Origin of the sequence: Mesorhizobium sp. C120A (assembly GCF_030323105.1) — a bacterium.
GTDB lineage: Bacteria > Pseudomonadota > Alphaproteobacteria > Rhizobiales > Rhizobiaceae > Mesorhizobium.
In genome coordinates this window covers 2,982,378-3,002,342 of the sequence record NZ_CP100476.1, presented here as the reverse complement: position 1 = coordinate 3,002,342, position 19,965 = coordinate 2,982,378, and the positions used below count along the sequence as shown (strand labels likewise).

Below are 19,965 nucleotides of genomic sequence, written 5' to 3'. Positions count from 1 at the left end.
ACTTACCTCTTTCCCCGCAAGACGATCGAGAACCACACCAGCACGCCCATGCCGGTCGCGGCCATCGATTCCAGGGTATCCGAAAACGGCAATTCGACGAGGCGCCGAAGCCCCTCCAGAAGGATGTTGGCAGCAGCGATGCAGGCAACGCCGATGACAATGCTGCGCAGCGTCAGCAAAGATCCGGTGCTTTGCGCTTCAGCCATCAACGTGGCTCCTTGCCGAAGACGCGGATGTATTCGGCGACGCCGCCCTTGGCGAGCGCCTTGGCCTGCTTGCCCCAGTCGTCGCGCTCGATGCGGCCCTGGAAAGCGAGATATCCATCCACCCAGTCGCGCTCGGCCTTATTCCAGGATGCGACCTGTGTGAAGGTGAAGATGCCAAGGGAATGAAGGATGCCCTCGATCTTCGGGCCAATGCCCGAGATCAGCTTGAGATCGTCGACCGCAGCCGGCCTGTCGATTCCGGCCGGACGGTTCTTGTCCTCGAGCGACGGCTTTGCGGGCCTGGCTGCCGGCGCCTTGACGGCCGGGGCCACCGCGGCCTTGACCGCTGGCGCCTTGAATTCCGGCGCAGTGAAGGCAGTTGCCGGCGTGGCGGTGGTCTTCGGGCCATTACGCTGCTTGGCGACCTTCTCGACTTCAGGCGCCGCGGTGTTGGCGTTGGCGGCCGAATGCAGGGGCGCCGGGACGCTCGCCGCTTTTTCCGCCGCCGGCGCAACCTTGGCCCTGGAGGGCGACTTCAACGCCGAGCTGGTTTCCGGCGCATCGGTTTTCGGTTTGCCGGCGTTGGATGGCGCGACCGGGGCGGCCGCTGCAGGAGCGGCAGGCGCCGGAACAGGCGCTGCAATGATCGCGTCGGGCGCCGCGTGGGCAGCCTTGCTCGCCGCCCTGGCTTCCTTGTCGCGCGTCGCTTTGAGGATCGCCTTTTCGCTCTTCAGCGTCGTCAGGCCAGGCGCCGGCTCCGAGCCGGTTCTGCCATTTTGCGGTCCCGTGGGAACCGAGGCGCCCTTGCCTGCATCATAAAGATCGATGATTTCGGCCAGCCGCTCAGGCGTCAGATCCTCGAACGTGTCCTTGAAGACCATCACCATCGGCGCGTTGACGCAGGCGCCGAGGCATTCGACCTCCTCCCACGACAGCGTGCCCTTGTCGTTGGTGTGGAACTGGTCGTGATGGATTTTCGAGCGGCACACATCCATCAGCGCTTCCGAGCCGCGCAGCATGCAGGGCGTGGTGCCGCAGACCTGGATATGCGCGCGCGTGCCGACCGGATTGAGCTGGTACTGCGTGTAGAAGGTCGCGACTTCGAGCCCGCGAATGCGCGGCATGCCGAGCATGTCCGAAATCGTCTCGATCGCCGCCTTGGTGACCCAGCCTTCCTGCTCCTGCGCAATCATCAGCAAGGGAATGATCGCCGACTGCTCCCGGCCCTTCGGATATTTCTTGATCCATTGCTTCGCAACCGCCGCATTCGCCCGGTTGAAGGCGAAGGTGGCTGGCTGGACGCTTGCTTCTGCGAGACGGCGGACTGACATTTAGCGATCGGGCCCCTGCTCTGCTACGAGAGCTATTGCGGTTTCACATTCTTTCTGATGAGAAAACGGAATGCGTTCGGCAGATCGAGCAACACTCGCAAATCGCTCTGCGGGCAACGTGTATTGCCACAGTCCCAGAACGGTTTGCCTTACTTGAGGCGAGATCCATGCCATGACCGCATCAGCGTCGATGTCACCGTCGAACAAGTGCTCGTAAAAAGCGACACCAGCCGCATTCCAAATCTGTTTGTTCGGGTGAACGGCAGCCCATTGGGCGAACCCATGCATTCTACCCAGCTTGCCGACGTCATTCTCGCGGTGGGCAAGGCGCGTCTTGGGTAGCAGGGTAAAAAAGAAGTCATAGATCGAACAGTGCTGAGTCGAGTTGTAAGAAGCCTCGGCGAACTCGACTGGCAGCATGGCTTTTGCCAATTCGCGCCACCGCGGCAGGGCAGCGTCCGCATTCCCTCGAACACCGACCTGAGAGCGCACTGTAGGATTGGCTGCCGCCATCACCGATCAACCTCCCCGAAGACGATATCGAGTGAGCCCAACACGGCGGTGACGTCGGCCAGCATGTGGCCTCGGCAGAGGAAATCCATGGCTTGCAGATGCGCGAAGCCGGGCGCGCGCAGCTTGCAGCGATAGGGCTTGTTGGTGCCGTCGGAGACGAGATAGACACCGAACTCGCCCTTAGGCGCCTCGACGGCGGCATAGACCTCGCCCGCCGGCACGCGGTAACCCTCGGTGTAAAGCTTGAAATGATGGATCAGCGCTTCCATCGAGCGCTTCATCGCCTGGCGCTTGGGCGGCACCACCTTGCCGTCGAGGTTGGACACCGGCCCGACGCTTTCCTTGCCAAGCAAGAGGTCGACGCACTGGCGCATGATCTTTGCCGACTGGCGCATCTCTTCCATGCGCACGAGGTAGCGGTCGTAGCAGTCGCCGTTCTTGCCGATCGGGATGTCGAAATCCATCTCGGAATAGCATTCATAAGGCTGCGACTTGCGCAAATCCCAGGCCGCACCCGAGCCGCGCACCATGACGCCGGAAAAGCCCCAGGCCCAGGCGTCGGCCAGCGACACGATACCGATATCGACATTGCGCTGCTTGAAGATGCGGTTGCCGGTAAGCAGCTTGTCGAGGTCGTCAAGCGACTTCAGGAACGGGTCGATCCACTTGCCGATGTCCTCGACCAGCTTCGCCGGCAGATCCTGGTGCACACCGCCCGGACGGAAATAGGCCGCGTGCATGCGCGAACCGGAAGCGCGCTCATAAAACACCATCAGCTTTTCGCGTTCGACGAAACCCCACAGCGGCGGCGTCAGCGCGCCGATATCCAGCGCCTGCGTCGTCACATTGAGGATGTGCGACATGATGCGGCTGAGCTCGGAATAGAGCACGCGGATCAACTGGCCGCGCTTCGGCACTTCGATGCCGAGCAACCGCTCGGTGGCGAGCGCGAAGGCATGCTCCTGGTTCATCGGTGCGCAATAGTCGAGCCGGTCGAGATAGGGCACTGCCTGCAGATAGGTTTTGTGCTCGATCAGCTTTTCGGTGCCGCGATGCAGCAAGCCGATATGCGGATCGACGCGGTCGACCACCTCGCCGTCAAGCTCCAGCACAAGACGCAAAACACCGTGCGCCGCAGGGTGCTGCGGTCCGAAGTTGATGTTAAAGTTGCGGACGGAGGTTTCAGCCATTCTGGCGCCTCTGGCGAAGAGTCAGTAGTGAGTAGTGAGTAGTGATCATCAATCTCAATGCCTGCTTCATTCCGCCTGCTTGGCCTGCACCGTTCGGATAAGAGATCTCATCATTTTTCCAATCTCTTCGCATCGCAGCAGCAGCTCAATCTCATTGTCTTTTCGCAGCAGGCCAACCCGACATGCCAGCAGTATGTGTGTCTCCAGTTCCTTCAACGAGCCTTGCGCCATGCGCAAAAATTGAACGAACGACCCTCTGTTCTCCCGACCGTATCCCTCCGCGACGTTCGCTGCGACCGAAACCGCCGATCGGCGCATCTGAGAGGTCATGCCGTAAATCTCATCCCTCGGAAACTCTTTGGTGAAACGGTAGCAATCCTCAGCAAGCGTCATCGCCGATTGCCACACCTTCAAGTCGCGATAAGATTCGATCCGTTGCTCCAAATCTTTTGCTACTGACTACTCACTACTTCCTACTCACTGTTTCGCCTTCTCATCGCCCGGCAGGACGTAGTCCGTCCCTTCCCATGGCGAGAGAAAATCGAAGTTCCTGAATTCCTGCTTCAATTCCACCGGCTCGTAGATCACGCGCTTGGCTTCGTCGTCGTAGCGCACCTCGACGAAACCGGTCAGCGGGAAGTCCTTGCGCAGGGGATGGCCCTCGAAACCGTAGTCCGTGAGGATGCGGCGCAGGTCCGGATGGCCGGAGAACAGCACGCCATAGAGATCGTAGGCCTCGCGCTCATACCAGTCGGCGCCGGGATAGACAGCGGTGAGCGACGGCACCAGCGTCTCTTCGTCGGCCTGCACCTTGATGCGGATGCGCAAATTCTGCTTCGGCGAAAGCAAATGATAGACGACATCGAAACGCTTGACGCGCGACGGGTAGTCGGCGCCGCAGATATCGATGATCGAAATGAACTGGCAGCCCGAATTGTCACGCAGGAAGCTTGTCACCTCGATCAGATTGTCTGTAGCAACCGAGATCGTCAGTTCGCCATAGGCAAGCACCGCATCGGTGACGCGGCCCGGCAGCTTTTCGCCGAGATAGGTCGACAGTTCGCTCAGGGATGCGGCCATGGGTCTACCGTTCGATCGTGCCGGTGCGGCGGATCTTCTTCTGCAGGAGAAGAATGCCGTAGAGCAGCGCTTCGGCGCTCGGCGGGCAGCCGGGCACATAGATGTCGACCGGCACGATGCGGTCGCAGCCGCGCACCACCGAATAGGAATAGTGATAATAGCCGCCGCCATTGGCGCAGGAGCCCATCGAGATGACGTAGCGCGGCTCCGGCATCTGGTCGTAGACCTTGCGCAAAGCGGGGGCCATCTTGTTGGTCAGCGTTCCCGCCACGATCATTATGTCCGACTGGCGCGGCGACGCGCGAGGAGCCACGCCAAACCGCTCCGAATCATAGCGCGGCATCGAGGTGTGGATCATCTCGACGGCACAGCAGGCGAGACCGAAGGTCATGAACATCAGCGAGCCGCTGCGTGCCCAGGTGATCAGCGCCTCGGTCGAGGTGACCAGAAAACCCTTGTCGGCCAGTTCATTGTTGATCTCGAGGAAGAACGGATCGTCGGAACCGACCGGACGTCCGGTATTGGGGTCGATCAGGCCTTTGGGCTTCGGCGCGACGAGCGTTCCGGAACTGTCGTTCAATCCCATTCCAGCGCTCCTTTTTTCCACTCATAGGCAAAGCCGATGGTCAGCACCGCCAAAAACACCATCATCGACCAGAAACCGAGCATGCCGATCTTCGAGAACGACACCGCCCACGGAAACAGGAAGGCCACTTCCAGATCGAAGATGATGAACAGGATCGACACCAGGTAGAAGCGGATGTCGAATTTCATCCGGGCATCGTCGAACGAGTTGAACCCGCACTCGTAGGCGGAAAGCTTCTCCGGATCGGGATTGCGATAAGCCACCAGGAACGGCGCGATGATAAGCGCCAGGCCTACAACTGCGGCCACGGCGATGAAGAGGACGATGGGCAGGTATGAACTGAGGAGTACGTTCATGCTCGGCTTTCCGTTGGCGGCCAATCCACTTTGATTACAGCAACCAACCCTAATGCGGAAGCGCGACAGTTTAACCGCTGAACCGTTTTAGGTGCCTTTGCTGCAACGCGGCGAGGGTTAGCGCACGGCTTTCAGCGAAGCAAGTCAAACCTTGTTCAAAAGACAGTGCTGGACGGCAGGCCGGGAAAAACTGGTCCGATCTCCTCCTGTTTGATTTCCTTCATCTTTCACTCCACTTTTGTCTCCTGACACATCTCCCGCCATTTGCCTGCTAGCATGACCGGAATCGCCGGCTAAAGTCGGGAAAATGGTTCGAGGCAAGACACTTTGACGAAGGACAAAATCTCACTCCCCGCGGCCAGGCGCATCGCGCTCGCCGCGCAAGGATTTCTCGATCCCCGCCCGGTCGGCACGCCCGATCGCCGCCACCTCGCCCGCGTGCTGTCGCGCACCGGCTTGCTGCAGATCGATTCCGTCAGCGCGGTGGTGCGCGCCCACTATATGCCGCTCTATTCGCGGCTTGGCCCCTACCCGCTGGCTTTGCTCGACAATGCGGCCATCACCCGCAAACGCACGGTGTTCGAATACTGGGCGCATGAGGCCTCGTTCCTGCCGGTCGAGACCTACCCGCTGATGCGCTGGCGCATGCAGCGGGCCGAGCAAGGCGACGAAATGTATCTCGGCCTCGCCAAATGGGGCCGCGAGCACGCCGCCTATATCGAAGAGATCTACCGCGCGGTCGCCGAGCGCGGCCCGATTGCCGCTTCGGCACTGGAAGGCCAGAAAGGTTCGGGCGGCTGGTGGGGCTGGAGCCACGCCAAGCACGCCTTCGAATGGCTCTTCTGGGCCGGACGCATCACCACGGCGCACCGCCGTGGCTTCGAACGCTTCTATGACCTGCCCGAGCGCGTGCTGCCGCAGGCGATCCTCGATCTGCCGGTGCCGGCCGCCGAGGACGCGCACCGCGAATTGCTGCGCATTTCTGCCCGCGCCCACGGCATCGCGACGTCGGGTGACCTGCGCGATTATTTCCGCTTGTCGCCGGCCGACATGAAGGGCCGGTTGGAGGAACTGGTCGAGATGGGCGAGTTGCTGCCGGTAAACGTCGAAGGTTGGGACAAGCCGGCTTACCTCTATAGGGACGCCCGCCTGCCGCGAAAGATCGAGGCCCGCGCCTTGCTGGCCCCCTTCGATCCGGTGGTCTTCGAGCGCGCGCGCACCGAGCGTCTCTTCGATTTCCGCTACCGCATCGAGATCTACACCCCGGCCGACAAGCGGCAATATGGCTATTACGTGCTGCCTTTCTTGCTCGGCGACAAGATCGTCGCCCGCGTCGACCTCAAGGCCGACCGGCCTGCGAGTGTCTTACGCGTCCACGCCGCCTATGCCGAAGCAGGCGCACCGCCTGAGACCACCGCACAGCTTTTCGAGGAACTAAAGGAGATGCAGGGCTGGCTTGGCCTTGAGCGCATCGAAGTGACGCCGGCCGGCAATCTGGGGCCGGCATTGGCTAGCGAGAGAGATGGCCAACCCTTGCAGCGTCTGTCATAGACGCCTCAATAAGCCTCGTAGGTTGTGCAATGGCATCGGACAAAGTGCTCGACATGATCCATGGCGCCCTCATTGCGCATGGAATAGATGCAGTCCGCAGAGATAGGGACGTCATGCTCCAATCGAAGCAGCTTCGGTTTGAGGCTGAGGTGTTCGAGACGAGTTCTGACCGGCTGGTCCTGGAAATCTACATTTTTTCTCCGCTGCTTGATGTTCAGCCGGTCATTGAATCCTTTGCTGGCTTCGGCGACACGCGCGAACAGGAACTGAACCAGGCGTTTGAAAAGTTTCTCCGTGGTGTTTTCCATGTGGCCATTGAGGGACTGGCCGATCACGTCTGCGAGAACATGCAGGCCGAAATAGAGCTTTGGCAGCGAAGCAGCGCCAGTTGGAAGATCTGGCGAAAAGATGCCCGCTGGAAAATCTATAGCGGCCCGGTCATTTCCCAGGCCACAACCGAGCTATGCTCGCTGACACCAGGCTATCCAGCATTCTATGCCAAGCTGGAAAAGCTGTTCACAGCTTCGGTACCCCCCCGGAAGCCATTTTGTCCGGACCTTTCTGGCAGGCTTGAAGGGCACGCTGATTAGTGCCGAAGTCCTTCTGGACAACGCGGTTTGGCATGAGGGACAGAATCTGGCTGTCGGTCATGACTGGGACTATAGCGATGGCTATCAAGCTATCCGACAGGTCATCCTGGCACTGCCGGAAGCCGGGACATGACAGCCCCTGCCGACATCGCCATGTCGTAGCCGTGCGTTGACACCGCTGCCTGCAAAAGCCTAAATCCGCTCCAGACGGTCCCCTGCCCGCAACGGCAAGGGCCAAGAGGGAATGCGGTGCGGGACGAAAAAATCCCAAATCCGCGGCTGTCCCCGCAACTGTAAGCGAAGAGCCAAGGCCGAAAGCCACTGGGTAACACCGGGAAGGCGGCTAACCAAGGCAATGACTCGCGAGCCAGGAGACCTGCCGTCTGAGACAAAGTATCCGATCGCCTGGCGGGTTTCCGGGCAAGGAGCCCGGTTTTTGGACCAGAACAGCAGTTTTTCGGCTGGCACAGCGGATGTTTCGTCCGCCGATGGCGACGCGTTGACCGGCGTGACCGTGATCGTCTGCGCCTCCTGCCGCGATGAAACCGGTTCCGACGCCCATCCTCGCGCCGGCGAACTTCTGGCCGACGACACGCGCCTCGCCGCAGCGGATGACAACATCCGCGTCCGCACCGTCGAATGCCTCGGCAATTGCAAGCGCAGGCTCAGCGCCGCGATCCTGCGCGATGGCTGCTGGAGCTATGTCTTCGGCGATCTGACCGCAACCAGCGGCGCCGACCTCGTTACCGGCGCAAAGCTCTTCGCGACTTCGGCCGACGGCCTCATCCCGTGGCGCGGCCGGCCCGATAGCCTCAAGCGCGGCCTCGTTGCCCGCATCCCACCCCTCGACATGCTGAAGGACTGACGATGAACGCTTCAAACCCGGCCGCCAACCTCTCCCGTGTTCCCTGCACTGTCGTTACAGGCTTCCTCGGCGCCGGCAAGACGACGCTGGTCCGCCATCTCCTGGAAAATGCCGGCGGCAAGCGCATCGCCATCATCGTCAACGAGTTCGGCGACATCGGCATCGACGGGGAAATCCTGAAAGGCTGCGGCATCGACACCTGCCCCGAGGAAAACATCGTCGAACTCGCCAATGGCTGCATCTGCTGTACAGTCGCCGACGATTTCGTGCCCGCCCTCGACAAGATCCTCGCGCTGACACCGAGGGTCGACCACATCCTGATCGAGACCTCGGGCCTCGCTCTGCCCAAGCCGCTGGTCCAGGCGTTCCAGTGGCCAAGCGTGAAGAGCCGGGTGACCGTCGATGGCGTCATCGCCGTGGTCGACGGCCCGGCGCTGGCCGAAGGCCGCGTCGCCAACGACATGGACGCGTTGCAGGCACAGCGCGCTCAGGACGAAACGCTCGACCACGACGATCCGGTCGAAGAAGTCTTCGAGGACCAGATCGCCTGCGCCGACCTGATCATCCTGTCGAAAAGCGATTTGATGGATTCAGCCGGTTCGGCCCGCGCCAACGCCATCATCAATGAGCATTCCGCTCGCGCGGTAAAAATCGTGCCGACTGCGCATGGCAAGGTCGACCCGTCGGTGCTGCTTGGCCTCGGTCTCGCCGTCGAAGACGACATCGAGAACCGCAAGTCGCACCATGACGGCGCCTTCGATCACGAGCATGACGATTTCGACACCTTCATCGTCGACATCCCCTCGATCGCCAATCCCGACGACCTGGCCAAGCGCGTCGCCACCGCCGCCGAACAGGAAAACGTGTTGCGTGTAAAAGGCTTCGTCGATGTCGGCGGCAAGCCGATGCGGCTTTTGCTGCAGGCCGTCGGCCCGCGCGTCAATCATTACTATGACCGCGCCTGGGCGGCTGAGGACGACCGCCGCTCGCGTCTTGTCGTCATTGGCCTGAAAGGACTGAACCGCCCGGCGATCGAGCGTATACTCGCCGGCTGATCCAAACCACGAGCCGAAATGCATATACTCACCACCACATCCGCCTCGCTCGACGATCTCGCCGAGCCCGTCGATCTCGGGCAGACGCCGGCGGATATCGTGGCGCTGTCCTTCACCGACAGCGACCTCGCCGGCCTCGCGGCGGCGTGGAAGGCCGATGCCGCCCGCCTGCCGTCGATGCGGCTGGCGGCGCTGCGCGACCTGCGCCATCCCATGTCCGTGGACCTCTGGATCGACAGCGTCGCCCGCCACGCCAAGGTGATTTTGGTGCGCATCCTCGGCGGCTACGACTGGTGGCGCTATGGCTGCGACCAGCTTGCCGCGACTGCCCGTGCGAACGGCATCAAGCTGGCGCTGCTGCCGGGCGAGAGCCACGACGAGGATCTCAGGCTGATCGAAGCCTCGACGCTGCCGCGCGAGGATCTGGACGGCCTGCTGGGCTATTTCCGCGAGGGCGGACCGGAGAATATGGCAGCACTGATGCAGCGGCTGGCGGGGTTGGCTGGGCAGGATGCGGCGGCGGCTGAGCCGGTCAGCGTGCCGAAAGCTGGCTACTACGAGCCTGGCCGCGGCGTCGTAGGCAAGTTGGATTTTGCCGATGTCGGCGTTCCTTCACACCCCCCTCTGTCCTGCCGGACATCTCCCCCGCAAGGGGGGAGATCAGCCGGCGCGGACCTCGGCACTTTTTCTGCCCAGCCGATAATAGATTCCTCTGCAACATCCCCGATCGGCGAAAGCGTCGATGACAGCGCAATCTCCCCCCTTGCGGGGGAGATGTCCGGCAGGACAGAGGGGGGTGGGCGGGAACTCGGCGCAGACAACATCAACCCTCCCATCATCCCCATCCTCTTCTACCGCTCGATGCTGCTGGCCGCCGATGTCGCGCCAATCGATGCCCTCTTTGATGCACTCCGCCAGCGCGGCATGAGACCGATCCCGATCTTCGTCTCCAGCCTCAAAGACCCGACCTCCCTGGCCTTCGTCGAAACTGCTCTGGCCGCGCTCAACCCCGCCGCCATCATCACCGCGACCGCCTTCGCTTCCGGCGCCGAACCCGGCGTCGAAACGCTCTTCGACCGCGCCGGCGTGCCTGTCTTCCAGGTCATCGTCGCCACCACCCGCCGCGACGTCTGGGACAACAACCAGCGCGGCCTGGCGCCCGCCGACCTCGCCATGCATGTCGTGCTGCCCGAACTCGACGGCCGCATCCTCGCCGGCGCGATTTCCTTCAAGGGCGAGAGCGAGACCGACCCGGCGCTCGGCCACCGCGCCTTCGCCAACCGGCCGGAACCGGATCGCGTGGCGCAAGTGGCGGACAGGCTAGCGGCGTTCACACGGTTGCAGCAGACGCCCCGCGCGACGCGTAAGTTGGCGATCCTCATTCCGGACTATCCGAGCGCGCCCGGCCGCACTGGCTATGCAGTGGGCCTGGATGTGCCGTCCAGCGTGCTGGCCATGCTGCATGACCTGAAGGAGCAGGGCTATCGCGTTGACGGGATTCCAGAAACGCCGCGTGCGCTGCTGGACGCGTTGGAGCGGAGCGATGGTGGGCTGGGGCTGGATGAGTATCTGGACTTCTCAAAGGATTTGCCGGCTGAGGCACTGGCTGCAGTCGAGGCGGCATGGGGTGCTCCTTCACGCTCCCCCTTGTGGGGAGGGTCGGTTCGCGACATTCGCGAAGCGGATGGCGCGAAACGGGGTGGGGGTAGCGGTGCACCACCCCCACCCGGCCCTGCGGGCCACCCTCCCCACAAGGGGGAGGGTAAGAGCGGCTTCCCCTTCCGCGCCGCCACCTTCGGCAACATCACTGTCGCTCTCGCCCCCGACCGTGGCCGCTCGGCCGACCGGCGCGCCGATTACCACGACCCGACGCTGCCGCCGCGCCACGATCTGCTGGCCTTCGGCCTGTGGCTGCGCAAATCGCTCCGCATCCATGCTCTCATCCATGTCGGCGCCCATGGCACGCTGGAATGGCTGCCCGGCAAGACGGTTGCGCTCTCACAAAACTGCTTCCCCGAGATCGCCACCGGCTCGCTGCCCGTCATCTATCCCTTCATCGTCTCCAATCCCGGCGAGGCGGCGCAAGCCAAGCGGCGCATAGCAGCCGTCACGCTTGGCCATCTGCCGCCACCACTGGCAGCTGCTGGCCTAGACGAAGGGCAGCACAAGCTCGAACGCCTCGTCGACGAATATGCCCAGGCCGACGGCCTCGACCGCCGCCGCCGCGATCGTCTGGCCAAGCTGATCGTCGACACGGCGCAAAAGACCGGCTTCGCCTCCGAAGCCGGCGTCGCCGGAACCGATGCGCCCGACGAGGCGCTGCGCCGCATCGACGCCTGGCTCTGCGACCTCAAGGATTTCGCCATCAAGGACGGCCTGCATATTTACGGCCGCGCGCCAGACGACGAACCCGACGCCATGCGCCGGCAAAGCGCCGAAGCCGAGAAGGCCGCGCTGCTGGCGGCGCTCGACGGCCGCCACGTCAAGGCCGGCCCGGCCGGGGCGCCTGCGCGTGGCCGCTCCGACGTGCTGCCCACCGGCCGCAATCTCTTCACCTCCGATCCGCGCACCATGCCGACGCCGACCGCCTATGATCTGGGCCGATCGGCAGCGGAAGAAGTCGTGCGCGGCTACATGCAATCGCATGGCGACTGGCCGCGCTCGCTGGTCATCGACCTCTGGGGCTCGGCCTCGCTGCGCACTGGCGGCGAGGAGATCGCGCAAGGCCTGGCGCTGATGGGCTGCCGGCCGCAATGGGACAGTGCCACCGGCCGCATCACCGGCATCGAAGTGCTGCCGCCGGCCACGCTCGGTCGCCCGCGCGTCGACCTCACCTGGCGCATTTCGGGCCTGTTCCGCGACATGTTCCCGACCCAGATCGCGCTGATCGACGCCGCTGCCAACGCCGTTGCCGCGCGCGACGAGGACGATTCGGAAAACCCGCTCGCCGCCAGAACCCGTGCCGATGGCAAGATCGGCCCGCGCATCTTCGGCACCTCGCCCGGCACCTATGGCGCCGGCGTCGAGGACCTGTTGTCGAGTGGCGACTGGGCCGCGCGCGAAGAAATCGGCCGCGCCTATCTCGATGCGACATCGCATGCCTATGGCGGCGCCGAGGGCGAAGGCATCGCCTCCCCCGGCGCTTTCGAGACCCGCATCGCCGAGGCCGATCTGCTGGTCCACACCGGCGACGATCCCGGCCGCGACATTCTCGAGGGCTCCGCCGACGTCGCCTTCATCGGCGGCTTTTCGGCCGCCCTTGCGGCATTGGGCCGAAATGCCGACGTCATCGTGCTCGACACCACCGACCCGCAAAAGCCGCAGCCGCGCTCGGTCGGCGAGGCTGTGTCGCGGGTTGTGCGGGCGCGAGCCGTCAATGCGCGTTTCATCGCCGGCCAGATGCGGCACGGCCCACGCGGCGCCTCGGAATTCGCCGAGACCGTCGACCGTCTCATCGGTTTCGCCGAAACCACCCACGCCATTTCAGGCGCGGTGATCGAGGCTGTGCATGACGCCTATGTCGGCGACGCCAATGTTCGCGCTTTCATCCTGCGCGAAAACCCGGCCGCAGCCAAAGTCATCGCCGAACGCTTCCTGTCGGCGCGCCGGCGCGGGCTGTGGCATCCCTTGCGCAACGCGATCGACGACGATCTCGCGGCGTTGATCGCCGAGGCCGAGGCGCTCGGAGTCGCGGCATGAACGCCTTCTCGCGCCGCGGCGCCTGTCCGGCTCTCTCGGCGCCGATGCAGACCGGCGATGGCCTGCTGGTGCGGCTCAACCCGGTTGCTGGAGGGCTTTCCCCCAAGTCGCTGATCGGACTCTGCGAATCCGCCTTGAAGCGCGGCAACGGCATCATGGAAGTGACCGCACGAGGCAGCCTGCAGATACGCGGCCTGACGGCGGAAAGTGCGGTGCTGTTGGCGGCGGAGGTCGATGCACTGGGGATTGCAGTGCGTACCGGCGTGCCGGTCGAGACCGGGCCGCTGGCTGGCATCGATCCGCGGGAGATTGCCGATCCGCGATCTTTGGCTGAGCGGGTCAGGGCTGCGGTCGAGGAAGCTGGGCTGACGCCAAGGCTCGGGCCGAAGGTTTCGGTGGTTGTCGATGGCGGCGGGCAGTTGACGATGGATGGGGTGACGGCCGATGTCAGGCTGAAGGCGGTGCGATTCAGCGCTAGCGTTCTGTGGGCTTTGTCTGTTGCCGGCGATGGCCAAAGCGCGAGGCCGCTTGCGACGGCCGATGAGGATGCAGCGCGCGATATTGCGGTTGCTGTGCTGAGGATGGTTGCCGAGAAGGGGCGTGACGCACATTCTCGGGATTTGTCGGAGAGGCAATTGGCCTCTCTCGCAAGCTGGCATTCCTTCGCACCCCCCTCTGTCCTGCCGGACATCTCCCCCTCAAGGGGGGAGATCAGCAGGGTCGCCGGCGGCTCTCCACTTTCGACGCTGAAAATTGGCGAAATCGCCCACGAAGACGCAATCTCCCCCCAAGCGGGGGAGATGTCCGGCAGGACAGAGGGGGGTGTGCAGGATCGCCGGCCTATCGGTCTTTTCCCCTTATCCAACGACACCACCGCTCTCGGCATAGCCCTCCCCTTCGGCAGCATGCCGGCCGAAAAACTCATCGCCCTCGCCCAAAGCGCCCTGTCCCTCGGCACCGCCGAAATCCGCCTCGCCCCCGGCCGCGCCTTGCTGTTCCTCGGCCAACCGTCGTCCGCAAACCACCCCCTGCGAGCCACCGCCGCCGCCCTTGGCTTCGTTACCACCGCCGCCGACCCGCGCACCCGCATCGCCGCCTGCCCCGGCACTCCTGCCTGCGCATCCGGCCGCATCACCACGCGCGATATTGCCGAGACAATCGCCGCCGAAAACGCTGATATCCTCGACTTCACACTGCACATTTCCGGCTGCGCCAAGGGCTGCGCTCACCCCGGCTCTGCCGCGCTAACAATCGTCGGCGGCGAAAACGGAGCCGGACTTGTCGTGAACGCGACGGCAAAGGCCCTTCCTGCGGGCTACAGGCCGGGCTATGACGCCGCACGTGGCGTCAGTCGCGTCGCGGCGATGGTCCGCAGCGCACGATTTCAGGGCGAAACCGCCGCCGCTTGCCTGACAAGGCTCGGGCCGGCGGCAATCGCCGAAAGCTACCGACAGGAATAAGCATGGCCGCCTACGACTACATCCATGACGGCAACGCCATCTATGAGCGCTCTTTTGCCATCATCCGCGCCGAGGCCGATTTGTCCCGCTTTTCCGAGGCCGAGGCCGACGTTGCCATCCGCATGATCCATGCCTGCGGCCAGGTCGAAGCATCAAGTCATTTTGTTTTCTCCAGCGATTTCGTCGCCGCCGCCCGCAGCGCCTTGGCGGCCGGCGCGCCGATCTTCTGCGATGCCGAAATGGTCTCGCATGGCGTCACCCGCGCCAGGCTGCCGGCTGGCAATGAGGTGATCTGCACCTTGCGCGACCCGCGCACGCACGACATTGCCAAGGAGATCGGCAACACCCGCTCGGCGGCGGCAATCGATCTGTGGGGCGAGCGTATGGCCGGTTCGGTGGTCGCCATAGGCAATGCGCCGACGGCACTGTTCTATCTCCTGGAAAAATTGCGCGACGGCGCGCCGAAGCCGGCGGCGATCATCGGCATGCCGGTCGGCTTCGTCGGGGCCGCCGAATCCAAGGATGCGCTGGTGCAGAATTCCTATGGCGTGCCCTACGCCATCGTGCGCGGCAGGCTTGGCGGCAGCGCCATGACTGCAGCCGCGCTCAATTCGCTGGCGAGGCCCGGCCTGTGAACGCAGCTGTCAAAGAAGATCTGGCAAAAGGCCGCCTCGTCGGCGTCGGCACCGGTCCCGGCGATCCCGAACTCTTGACGCTGAAAGCCGCGCGCGTCCTGGCCGAGGCCGATGTCGTTGCCTATTTCGCCAAGCGCGGCAACAACAGCAACGCGCGCGCCATCGTCGAGGCGCGTTTCCGGCCGGACATGCTGGAACTGCCGCTTCTCTATCCCGTCACCACCGAGATCGACAAGGATCACGACGACTACCGTTCGCAGATCACCGATTTCTACGAGGAGTCGGCCGAGAAGGTCGCCGAACACCTCGAAGCCGGCCGCATGGTCGCCGTGCTCTCCGAAGGCGACCCGCTGTTCTACGGCTCCTACATGCACCTGCATGTCCGCCTCGCCCATCGCTTCCCGACCGAAGTCATCCCCGGCGTCACCGCCATGTCGGGCTGCTGGTCGCAGACCGGCGTGCCGATCGTCCAGGGCGACGATGTCCTGACGGTTTTGCCCGGCACGATGAGCGAGTTCGAGCTGACACGCCGTCTCGCCGACACGGATGCCGCCGTCATCATGAAGGTCGGCCGCAACCTGCCCAAGATCAGGCGGGCGCTGGAAGCCACCGGCAAGCTCGCCCGCGCCGTCTATGTCGAGCGCGGCACCATGGCCGGCAGCGTTTCGTTGAAGCTCGCCGACAAGCCGGACGACAAGGCCCCCTATTTCGCCATCGTGCTGGTCGCCGGCTGGTCCGGCCGGCCTGGCTTTATGGGAGGCACGCCGTGAGCGGCCGGCTCACCGTCATCGGCCTTGGGCCCGGCAATGCCGACCAGGTGACGCCGCAAGCCAGCCGCGCCGTCGCCGAGGCAAAGTTCTTCTATGGCTACAAGCCGTATCTCGACCGGCTTGATCTTCGCCCGGATCAAACCCGCGTCGCCTCGGACAATCGCGAGGAACTCGCCCGCTCCAGGGACGCGCTGGTAAAGGCGGCCGACGGCCATGACGTCGCCGTCGTCTCCGGCGGCGATCCCGGCGTGTTCGCCATGGCGGCCGCCGTCTGCGAGGCGATCGAGGCCGGTCCGGCCGAATGGCGCACCGTTGATGTCACTGTCGTGCCCGGCGTCACCGCCATGCTGGCGGTTGCCGCCCGCATCGGCGCGCCGCTCGGCCATGATTTCTGCGCCATCTCGCTGTCCGACAATCTGAAGCCGTGGGACTTGATCGAACTGCGCCTCCTGGCGGCGGCCGGCGCCGGCTTCGTCATCGCGCTCTATAACCCGATCAGCAAGGCGCGCCCTTGGCAGCTCGGCCGTGCCTTCGAATGCCTGGCCGCCATCCTGCCCGGCACCACGCCGGTCATCTTCGGCCGCGCCGCCGGCCGCCCGGACGAGCGCATCGAGGTTTTTCTGTTGGCCGATGTCGAGGCGGAAAGGGCCGACATGGCGACCTGCATCATCATCGGCTCGCCGGAGACAAGGATCATCAAGCGCGGTGACAAACCGGCGCTGGTCTACACACCGCGTTCCGCGACGGGGTCGAGACCATGATCGATCATCGCGGCCAATGCTTCGACAGTTTCGGCCGACGGCACCTCCGGCAGGATGGGCCTGCGCACCATCACCACCTCGATACCGAGCGCCCGCGCCGCCGCGATCTTGCCGTAGGTGGCCTCGCCGCCGCTGTTCTTGGATACGACGACATCGATGCGGTGCTCCTCGAGCAGAGCGCGTTCATCCGCCTCGCGAAACGGCCCACGCGCCAGCAGGTAGGCCGCATCCGGCACCGCCAGTTTCGGCTCGACCGGATCGACGCTGCGGATGAGGTAGTGATGCTGCGGCGCCGCCTCGAAAGCCGCGACCTCTTGCCGGCCGAGCGCCAGGAAGGCGCGGCGCGGCGTCGATCCAAGCGCGTGCACCGCATCGCCTGTCCTATCGACCTGCGTCCAGCGGTCGCCGTCGACAGGCTTCCAGCCGGGACGGCGCACCGCCAGGATCGGCACACCGGTCAGGCGCGAGGCTTGCGCCGCATTGGCGGATATCTGCGCCGCATAGGGATGTGTGGCGTCGATCAGCAGGTCGATGCCCGCCTCCCTGAGATAGGCGGCCAGCCCGTCGGCGCCGCCAAATCCGCCGCTGCGCACCGGCACGCCTTGCGCGACCGGGCTTTCGGTGCGGCCGGCCAGCGACAGGGTGACACGGAAATCTTCCACCAGTTTTTCGGCCAATTGGCGCGCTTCTGTCGTGCCGCCAAGGATCAGAATCTTCTTCATGAGCACCATGTTGAACAGCGTCGGCGCTGCCCCTCACCCCTACCCTCTCCCCGTGAAGAACGGGGAGAGGGAGGCGTCAGCGCCGGAGCGTCTCCCTTCTCCCCGTCACCACACGGGGAGGTGAGGAGTGGTCTGGCTGGCAGACGAAAAGTCAATTGCTTGACTTTTCGAACGACGAACGCCTCAGGCGAATGAGGGGCGGCGCGACATGTCAAAAAAACAGCCCACGCCAAAATGGCTTGCAATCGTCGGCATCGGCGAGGACGGTTTAGCGGGTCTCGGCGACGAGGCCAAGCGGCTGATCGCCGAGGCGGAAATCGTCTTCGGCGGCAAGCGGCATCTGGCGCTGGTGGCTTCGCTCATCAAGGGTGAGCAGCGCCCATGGCCGGTGCCCTTCGATGCCGGCATTGCTGACGTGCTGGAGCTGGCCGGCCGGCGCGTCTGCGTGCTCGCCTCCGGTGATCCATTCTTTCACGGCGTCGGCGCCACCCTTGCCCGCAAGGTCAAGCCTGAAGAGATGCATGTCATCCCCGCGCCATCGGCGATCTCGCTGGCTGCCGCCCGGCTCGGCTGGGCGCTGCAGGATATCGAGACGATCTCGCTGCATGGAAGGCCGCTCGACCTGATCCGGCCGCTGCTGCAGCCCAGGGCGCGCATCCTGGCGCTGACATCAGACGGCGACGCACCAGCGACAATAGCGCGCCTGCTCGTCGAACTCGATTTCGGCGCTTCGCGGCTGACGGTTTTGGAAGCGCTGGGCGGACCGAACGAGAAGCTTCGCTCGGCACGTGCCGACGCTTTCGATCTCAGAGACATCAATCCACTCAACGTGCTGGCGCTTGAGCTTGAATCAGCACAAGAGGCCCGCATCCTGCCGCTGACCGTTGGCCGCGCCGACCATCTGTTCGAGCACGACGGCCAGATCACCAAGCACGACATCCGCGCCATGACGCTTGCGGCGCTGGCGCCGAGGCGTGGCGAATTGCTGTGGGACATCGGCGCCGGTTCCGGCTCCATCGGCATCGAATGGATGCTCGCCCATCCCTCGATGCGCGCCATCGCCATCGAGGCCAACAGCGACCGCGCCGCCCGCATCGTCCGCAACGCCGCGCATTGCGGCGTGCCCGGTCTTGTCGTGGTGGAAGGGTCGGCGCCCAAGGCACTGGCCGGGCTGGACACGCCGGATGCGATCTTCATCGGCGGAGGTGGCAGCGACGCCGGCGTACTGAACGCCGCCATCAAGACGCTGCGCGCCGGCGGCCGTCTGGTTGCCAATGCCGTCACGCTGGAGATGGAAAGCCTGCTTCTCGCGGAGCACATCAAGCGCGGCGGCGACCTTACCCGCATCACCATTTCCCGCGCTTCTCCTGTCGGTTCGATGCAGGCCTGGCGCCCGGCCATGCCGGTCACCCAGTGGAGCTGGGTGAAGCCATGATGGTGGCGGGCATCGGCAGCCGGAAGGGCGTGAGCGTCGAAGACGTGCTGGCGGCGATAGAAACGGCGCTCGAAGCGCACGGGCTGGCGACGACGGCGCTGTCGGCACTGGCGACTGCCTCGCTCAAGAAAGACGAAGAAGCGATCTCTGCCGCTGGCCGCACGCTCAACCTTCCCGTCATCATCGTTGATGACGCAGCACTTCAGGCCGTCTCGTCGGAGGCACTCAGCAAATCCGATCTCTCGCAGGATCTCGCCGGCACACCCTCCGTCTCAGAAGCCTCCGCCCTTGCCGTTGCCGGCCCCGGTGCGAAGCTGCTTGGTCCACGCACCGTGCTCGGCCCGGTCACCTGCGCCATCGCCATCAGCGGAGACGCGCCATGACCGTGCATTTCATCGGCGCCGGTCCCGGCGCCGCCGACCTCATCACACTGCGCGGCGCCAAGCTGCTGGCAAGCTGCCCGGTCTGTCTGCATGCCGGCTCGATCGTCGCGCCGGAATTGCTGCAACACTGCGCACCGGGGACCAAACTGATCGATACGGCGCCGATGTCACTCGACGAAATCGAGGTCGAATATGTGACAGCCCACCAGGCCGGCCACGATGTCGCCCGCCTGCATTCCGGCGACCTCTCGGTGTGGAGCGCCGTGGCCGAGCAGATCCGCCGGCTGGAAAAACACGGCATTCCTTACACGCTGACGCCGGGCGTTCCCTCTTTCGCCGCCGCAGCCGCAGCCCTTCGCCGCGAACTGACCATTCCCGAGGTGGCGCAAAGCCTGGTGCTGACCCGCGTCTCCGGCCGCGCCTCGAAAATGCCGCCGGGCGAAACGCTGGCCGGCTTCGGCCGCACCGGCGCCACACTGGCCATTCATCTCGCCATCCACGCCATCGATCGCGTCGTCGCCGAATTGTCGCCGCATTATGGCGGCGATTGCCCGGTGGCGATCGTCTTTCGCGCTTCATGGCCGGACGAGCGCGTGCTGACCGGCACGCTAGCGACCATGGAGGCGCTGCTCGCCGCCGATCCCATGGAGCGCACGGCGATCATCTTCGTCGGCCGCTCGCTGGCAGCGGAAGGTTTTGGCGAGAGTTCATTGTACGACGCCCACTACCAGCGGCGTTTTCGCGGGCGGGACGGTTTGTGAGCGGCAAGACCAAAAG

Annotated in this window: 22 protein-coding genes and 1 riboswitch; of the genes, 13 read left to right on the top strand and 9 right to left on the bottom strand. The window is 64.3% G+C overall.

Annotated elements, in window-relative coordinates; genetic code table 11:
• Positions 1 to 2 precede the first annotated feature (2 nt).
• The 8 genes from NL532_RS14525 to NL532_RS14490 all read right to left on the bottom strand — a co-directional run bounded on the left by NL532_RS14525 (position 3) and on the right by NL532_RS14490 (position 5,262).
• Entirely contained in the window at positions 3 to 209 is a 207-nt protein-coding gene (locus tag NL532_RS14525) for a hypothetical protein (RefSeq protein ID WP_155923833.1), read from the bottom strand.
• Positions 206 to 1,537 (bottom strand): NADH-quinone oxidoreductase subunit E, encoded by a 1,332-nt coding sequence (locus tag NL532_RS14520; protein ID WP_023744666.1) that lies wholly within the window; start codon positions 1,535 to 1,537, stop codon positions 206 to 208. The genes NL532_RS14525 and NL532_RS14520 overlap by 4 nt, the downstream gene beginning before the upstream one ends.
• Positions 1,538 to 2,050: a DUF7674 family protein gene (locus tag NL532_RS14515; RefSeq protein WP_155923834.1), complete on the bottom strand. Its 513-nt coding sequence runs from the start codon at positions 2,048 to 2,050 to the stop codon at positions 1,538 to 1,540.
• Positions 2,050 to 3,240 carry an NADH-quinone oxidoreductase subunit D gene (locus tag NL532_RS14510; RefSeq protein ID WP_023829421.1) on the bottom strand — a complete coding sequence of 397 codons (1,191 nt, stop codon included), beginning with the start codon at positions 3,238 to 3,240 and terminating at the stop codon, positions 2,050 to 2,052. The genes NL532_RS14515 and NL532_RS14510 overlap by 1 nt, the downstream gene beginning before the upstream one ends.
• A gap of 66 nt (positions 3,241 to 3,306) precedes the next feature.
• Positions 3,307 to 3,684 (bottom strand): four helix bundle protein, encoded by a 378-nt coding sequence (locus NL532_RS14505; RefSeq protein ID WP_031193090.1) that lies wholly within the window; start codon positions 3,682 to 3,684, stop codon positions 3,307 to 3,309.
• 33 nt (positions 3,685 to 3,717) lie between these two features.
• The gene (locus NL532_RS14500) at positions 3,718 to 4,320 is read right to left on the bottom strand and encodes an NADH-quinone oxidoreductase subunit C (protein WP_023685194.1); all 603 of its coding nucleotides are present in this window, start codon (positions 4,318 to 4,320) and stop codon (positions 3,718 to 3,720) included.
• A 4-nt stretch (positions 4,321 to 4,324) separates the two neighbouring features.
• Positions 4,325 to 4,906, bottom strand: a complete 582-nt coding sequence (locus NL532_RS14495; RefSeq protein ID WP_023670824.1) for a NuoB/complex I 20 kDa subunit family protein — start codon at positions 4,904 to 4,906, stop codon at positions 4,325 to 4,327.
• Positions 4,897 to 5,262 (bottom strand): NADH-quinone oxidoreductase subunit A, encoded by a 366-nt coding sequence (locus NL532_RS14490; RefSeq protein WP_023670825.1) that lies wholly within the window; start codon positions 5,260 to 5,262, stop codon positions 4,897 to 4,899. Before NL532_RS14490 ends, NL532_RS14495 begins: the two co-directional genes overlap by 10 nt.
• Before the next feature lie 327 nt (positions 5,263 to 5,589).
• On the opposite strand from NL532_RS14490, the gene NL532_RS14485 reads away from it, so the two are divergent.
• The 10 genes from NL532_RS14485 (at position 5,590) to NL532_RS14445 (ending at position 16,648) form a co-directional block, all read left to right on the top strand.
• Positions 5,590 to 6,813, top strand: coding sequence for a winged helix-turn-helix domain-containing protein (locus NL532_RS14485; RefSeq protein WP_286438805.1), 1,224 nt, complete (start codon positions 5,590 to 5,592; stop codon positions 6,811 to 6,813).
• Between the two features lie 29 nt (positions 6,814 to 6,842).
• Positions 6,843 to 7,403: a DUF6348 family protein gene (locus NL532_RS14480; RefSeq protein WP_023829422.1), complete on the top strand. Its 561-nt coding sequence runs from the start codon at positions 6,843 to 6,845 to the stop codon at positions 7,401 to 7,403.
• Positions 7,309 to 7,536, top strand: coding sequence for a DUF6348 family protein (locus tag NL532_RS32205; protein ID WP_353654662.1), 228 nt, complete (start codon positions 7,309 to 7,311; stop codon positions 7,534 to 7,536). The genes NL532_RS14480 and NL532_RS32205 overlap by 95 nt, the downstream gene beginning before the upstream one ends.
• 58 nt (positions 7,537 to 7,594) lie before the next feature.
• Positions 7,595 to 7,801, top strand: a riboswitch (cobalamin riboswitch).
• Between the two features lie 38 nt (positions 7,802 to 7,839).
• Positions 7,840 to 8,268 carry a DUF1636 family protein gene (locus NL532_RS14475; protein ID WP_023829423.1) on the top strand — a complete coding sequence of 143 codons (429 nt, stop codon included), beginning with the start codon at positions 7,840 to 7,842 and terminating at the stop codon, positions 8,266 to 8,268.
• A gap of 2 nt (positions 8,269 to 8,270) precedes the next feature.
• A complete protein-coding gene (cobW, locus tag NL532_RS14470; protein ID WP_023829424.1) occupies positions 8,271 to 9,323 on the top strand; it encodes a cobalamin biosynthesis protein CobW in 1,053 nt (350 codons plus the stop codon).
• 18 nt (positions 9,324 to 9,341) lie between these two features.
• Positions 9,342 to 13,022: a cobaltochelatase subunit CobN gene (gene cobN, locus NL532_RS14465; RefSeq protein WP_286488134.1), complete on the top strand. Its 3,681-nt coding sequence runs from the start codon at positions 9,342 to 9,344 to the stop codon at positions 13,020 to 13,022.
• Positions 13,019 to 14,482, top strand: coding sequence for a precorrin-3B synthase (cobG, locus tag NL532_RS14460; protein WP_023830159.1), 1,464 nt, complete (start codon positions 13,019 to 13,021; stop codon positions 14,480 to 14,482). Before cobN ends, cobG begins: the two co-directional genes overlap by 4 nt.
• Positions 14,483 to 14,484: 2 nt before the next feature.
• On the top strand, positions 14,485 to 15,117 hold the full coding sequence (locus tag NL532_RS14455; protein WP_023818000.1) for a precorrin-8X methylmutase: 633 nt from the start codon (positions 14,485 to 14,487) through the stop codon (positions 15,115 to 15,117).
• Positions 15,114 to 15,887, top strand: coding sequence for a precorrin-2 C(20)-methyltransferase (locus NL532_RS14450; RefSeq protein ID WP_031203592.1), 774 nt, complete (start codon positions 15,114 to 15,116; stop codon positions 15,885 to 15,887). Before NL532_RS14455 ends, NL532_RS14450 begins: the two co-directional genes overlap by 4 nt.
• Positions 15,884 to 16,648 carry a precorrin-3B C(17)-methyltransferase gene (locus tag NL532_RS14445; protein ID WP_023830157.1) on the top strand — a complete coding sequence of 255 codons (765 nt, stop codon included), beginning with the start codon at positions 15,884 to 15,886 and terminating at the stop codon, positions 16,646 to 16,648. Before NL532_RS14450 ends, NL532_RS14445 begins: the two co-directional genes overlap by 4 nt.
• On the opposite strand, the gene NL532_RS14440 is transcribed toward NL532_RS14445, so the two are convergent.
• The gene (locus tag NL532_RS14440; RefSeq protein ID WP_032900231.1) at positions 16,612 to 17,370 is read right to left on the bottom strand and encodes a cobalt-precorrin-6A reductase; all 759 of its coding nucleotides are present in this window, start codon (positions 17,368 to 17,370) and stop codon (positions 16,612 to 16,614) included. The two genes, NL532_RS14445 and NL532_RS14440, sit on opposite strands and share 37 nt — an antisense overlap.
• 208 nt (positions 17,371 to 17,578) lie before the next feature.
• Between NL532_RS14440 and NL532_RS14435 the strand changes: the two genes are divergently transcribed.
• Genes NL532_RS14435 through cobM form a run of 3 tightly spaced genes read left to right on the top strand, consistent with a single transcriptional unit; the run spans position 17,579 to position 19,949 of the window.
• Positions 17,579 to 18,805 carry a bifunctional cobalt-precorrin-7 (C(5))-methyltransferase/cobalt-precorrin-6B (C(15))-methyltransferase gene (locus NL532_RS14435; protein ID WP_023830155.1) on the top strand — a complete coding sequence of 409 codons (1,227 nt, stop codon included), beginning with the start codon at positions 17,579 to 17,581 and terminating at the stop codon, positions 18,803 to 18,805.
• Entirely contained in the window at positions 18,802 to 19,188 is a 387-nt protein-coding gene (locus tag NL532_RS14430) for a cobalamin biosynthesis protein (protein WP_023753485.1), read from the top strand. Before NL532_RS14435 ends, NL532_RS14430 begins: the two co-directional genes overlap by 4 nt.
• The gene (gene cobM, locus NL532_RS14425; protein ID WP_023830154.1) at positions 19,185 to 19,949 is read left to right on the top strand and encodes a precorrin-4 C(11)-methyltransferase; all 765 of its coding nucleotides are present in this window, start codon (positions 19,185 to 19,187) and stop codon (positions 19,947 to 19,949) included. The genes NL532_RS14430 and cobM overlap by 4 nt, the downstream gene beginning before the upstream one ends.
• The last annotated feature ends 16 nt before the right edge of the window (positions 19,950 to 19,965 follow it).

Bases quoted from the DNA above. Each gene is read 5' to 3' on its own strand.
- cobW (WP_023829424.1), top strand. From the start codon at position 8,271: ATGAACGCTTCAAACCCGGCCGCCAACCTCTCCCGTGTTCCCTGCACT.
- cobM (WP_023830154.1), top strand. From the start codon at position 19,185: ATGACCGTGCATTTCATCGGCGCCGGTCCCGGCGCCGCCGACCTCATC.
- NL532_RS14495 (WP_023670824.1), bottom strand. From the start codon at position 4,906: ATGGGATTGAACGACAGTTCCGGAACGCTCGTCGCGCCGAAGCCCAAA.
- NL532_RS32205 (WP_353654662.1), top strand. From the start codon at position 7,309: ATGCCAAGCTGGAAAAGCTGTTCACAGCTTCGGTACCCCCCCGGAAGC.
- NL532_RS14490 (WP_023670825.1), bottom strand. From the start codon at position 5,262: ATGAACGTACTCCTCAGTTCATACCTGCCCATCGTCCTCTTCATCGCC.
- cobG (WP_023830159.1), top strand. From the start codon at position 13,019: ATGAACGCCTTCTCGCGCCGCGGCGCCTGTCCGGCTCTCTCGGCGCCG.
- NL532_RS14500 (WP_023685194.1), bottom strand. From the start codon at position 4,320: ATGGCCGCATCCCTGAGCGAACTGTCGACCTATCTCGGCGAAAAGCTG.
- cobN (WP_286488134.1), top strand. From the start codon at position 9,342: ATGCATATACTCACCACCACATCCGCCTCGCTCGACGATCTCGCCGAG.
- NL532_RS14455 (WP_023818000.1), top strand. From the start codon at position 14,485: ATGGCCGCCTACGACTACATCCATGACGGCAACGCCATCTATGAGCGC.
- NL532_RS14515 (WP_155923834.1), bottom strand. From the start codon at position 2,050: ATGGCGGCAGCCAATCCTACAGTGCGCTCTCAGGTCGGTGTTCGAGGG.
- NL532_RS14510 (WP_023829421.1), bottom strand. From the start codon at position 3,240: ATGGCTGAAACCTCCGTCCGCAACTTTAACATCAACTTCGGACCGCAG.
- NL532_RS14480 (WP_023829422.1), top strand. From the start codon at position 6,843: ATGGCATCGGACAAAGTGCTCGACATGATCCATGGCGCCCTCATTGCG.
- NL532_RS14440 (WP_032900231.1), bottom strand. From the start codon at position 17,370: ATGAAGAAGATTCTGATCCTTGGCGGCACGACAGAAGCGCGCCAATTG.
- NL532_RS14430 (WP_023753485.1), top strand. From the start codon at position 18,802: ATGATGGTGGCGGGCATCGGCAGCCGGAAGGGCGTGAGCGTCGAAGAC.
- NL532_RS14520 (WP_023744666.1), bottom strand. From the start codon at position 1,537: ATGTCAGTCCGCCGTCTCGCAGAAGCAAGCGTCCAGCCAGCCACCTTC.
- NL532_RS14435 (WP_023830155.1), top strand. From the start codon at position 17,579: ATGTCAAAAAAACAGCCCACGCCAAAATGGCTTGCAATCGTCGGCATC.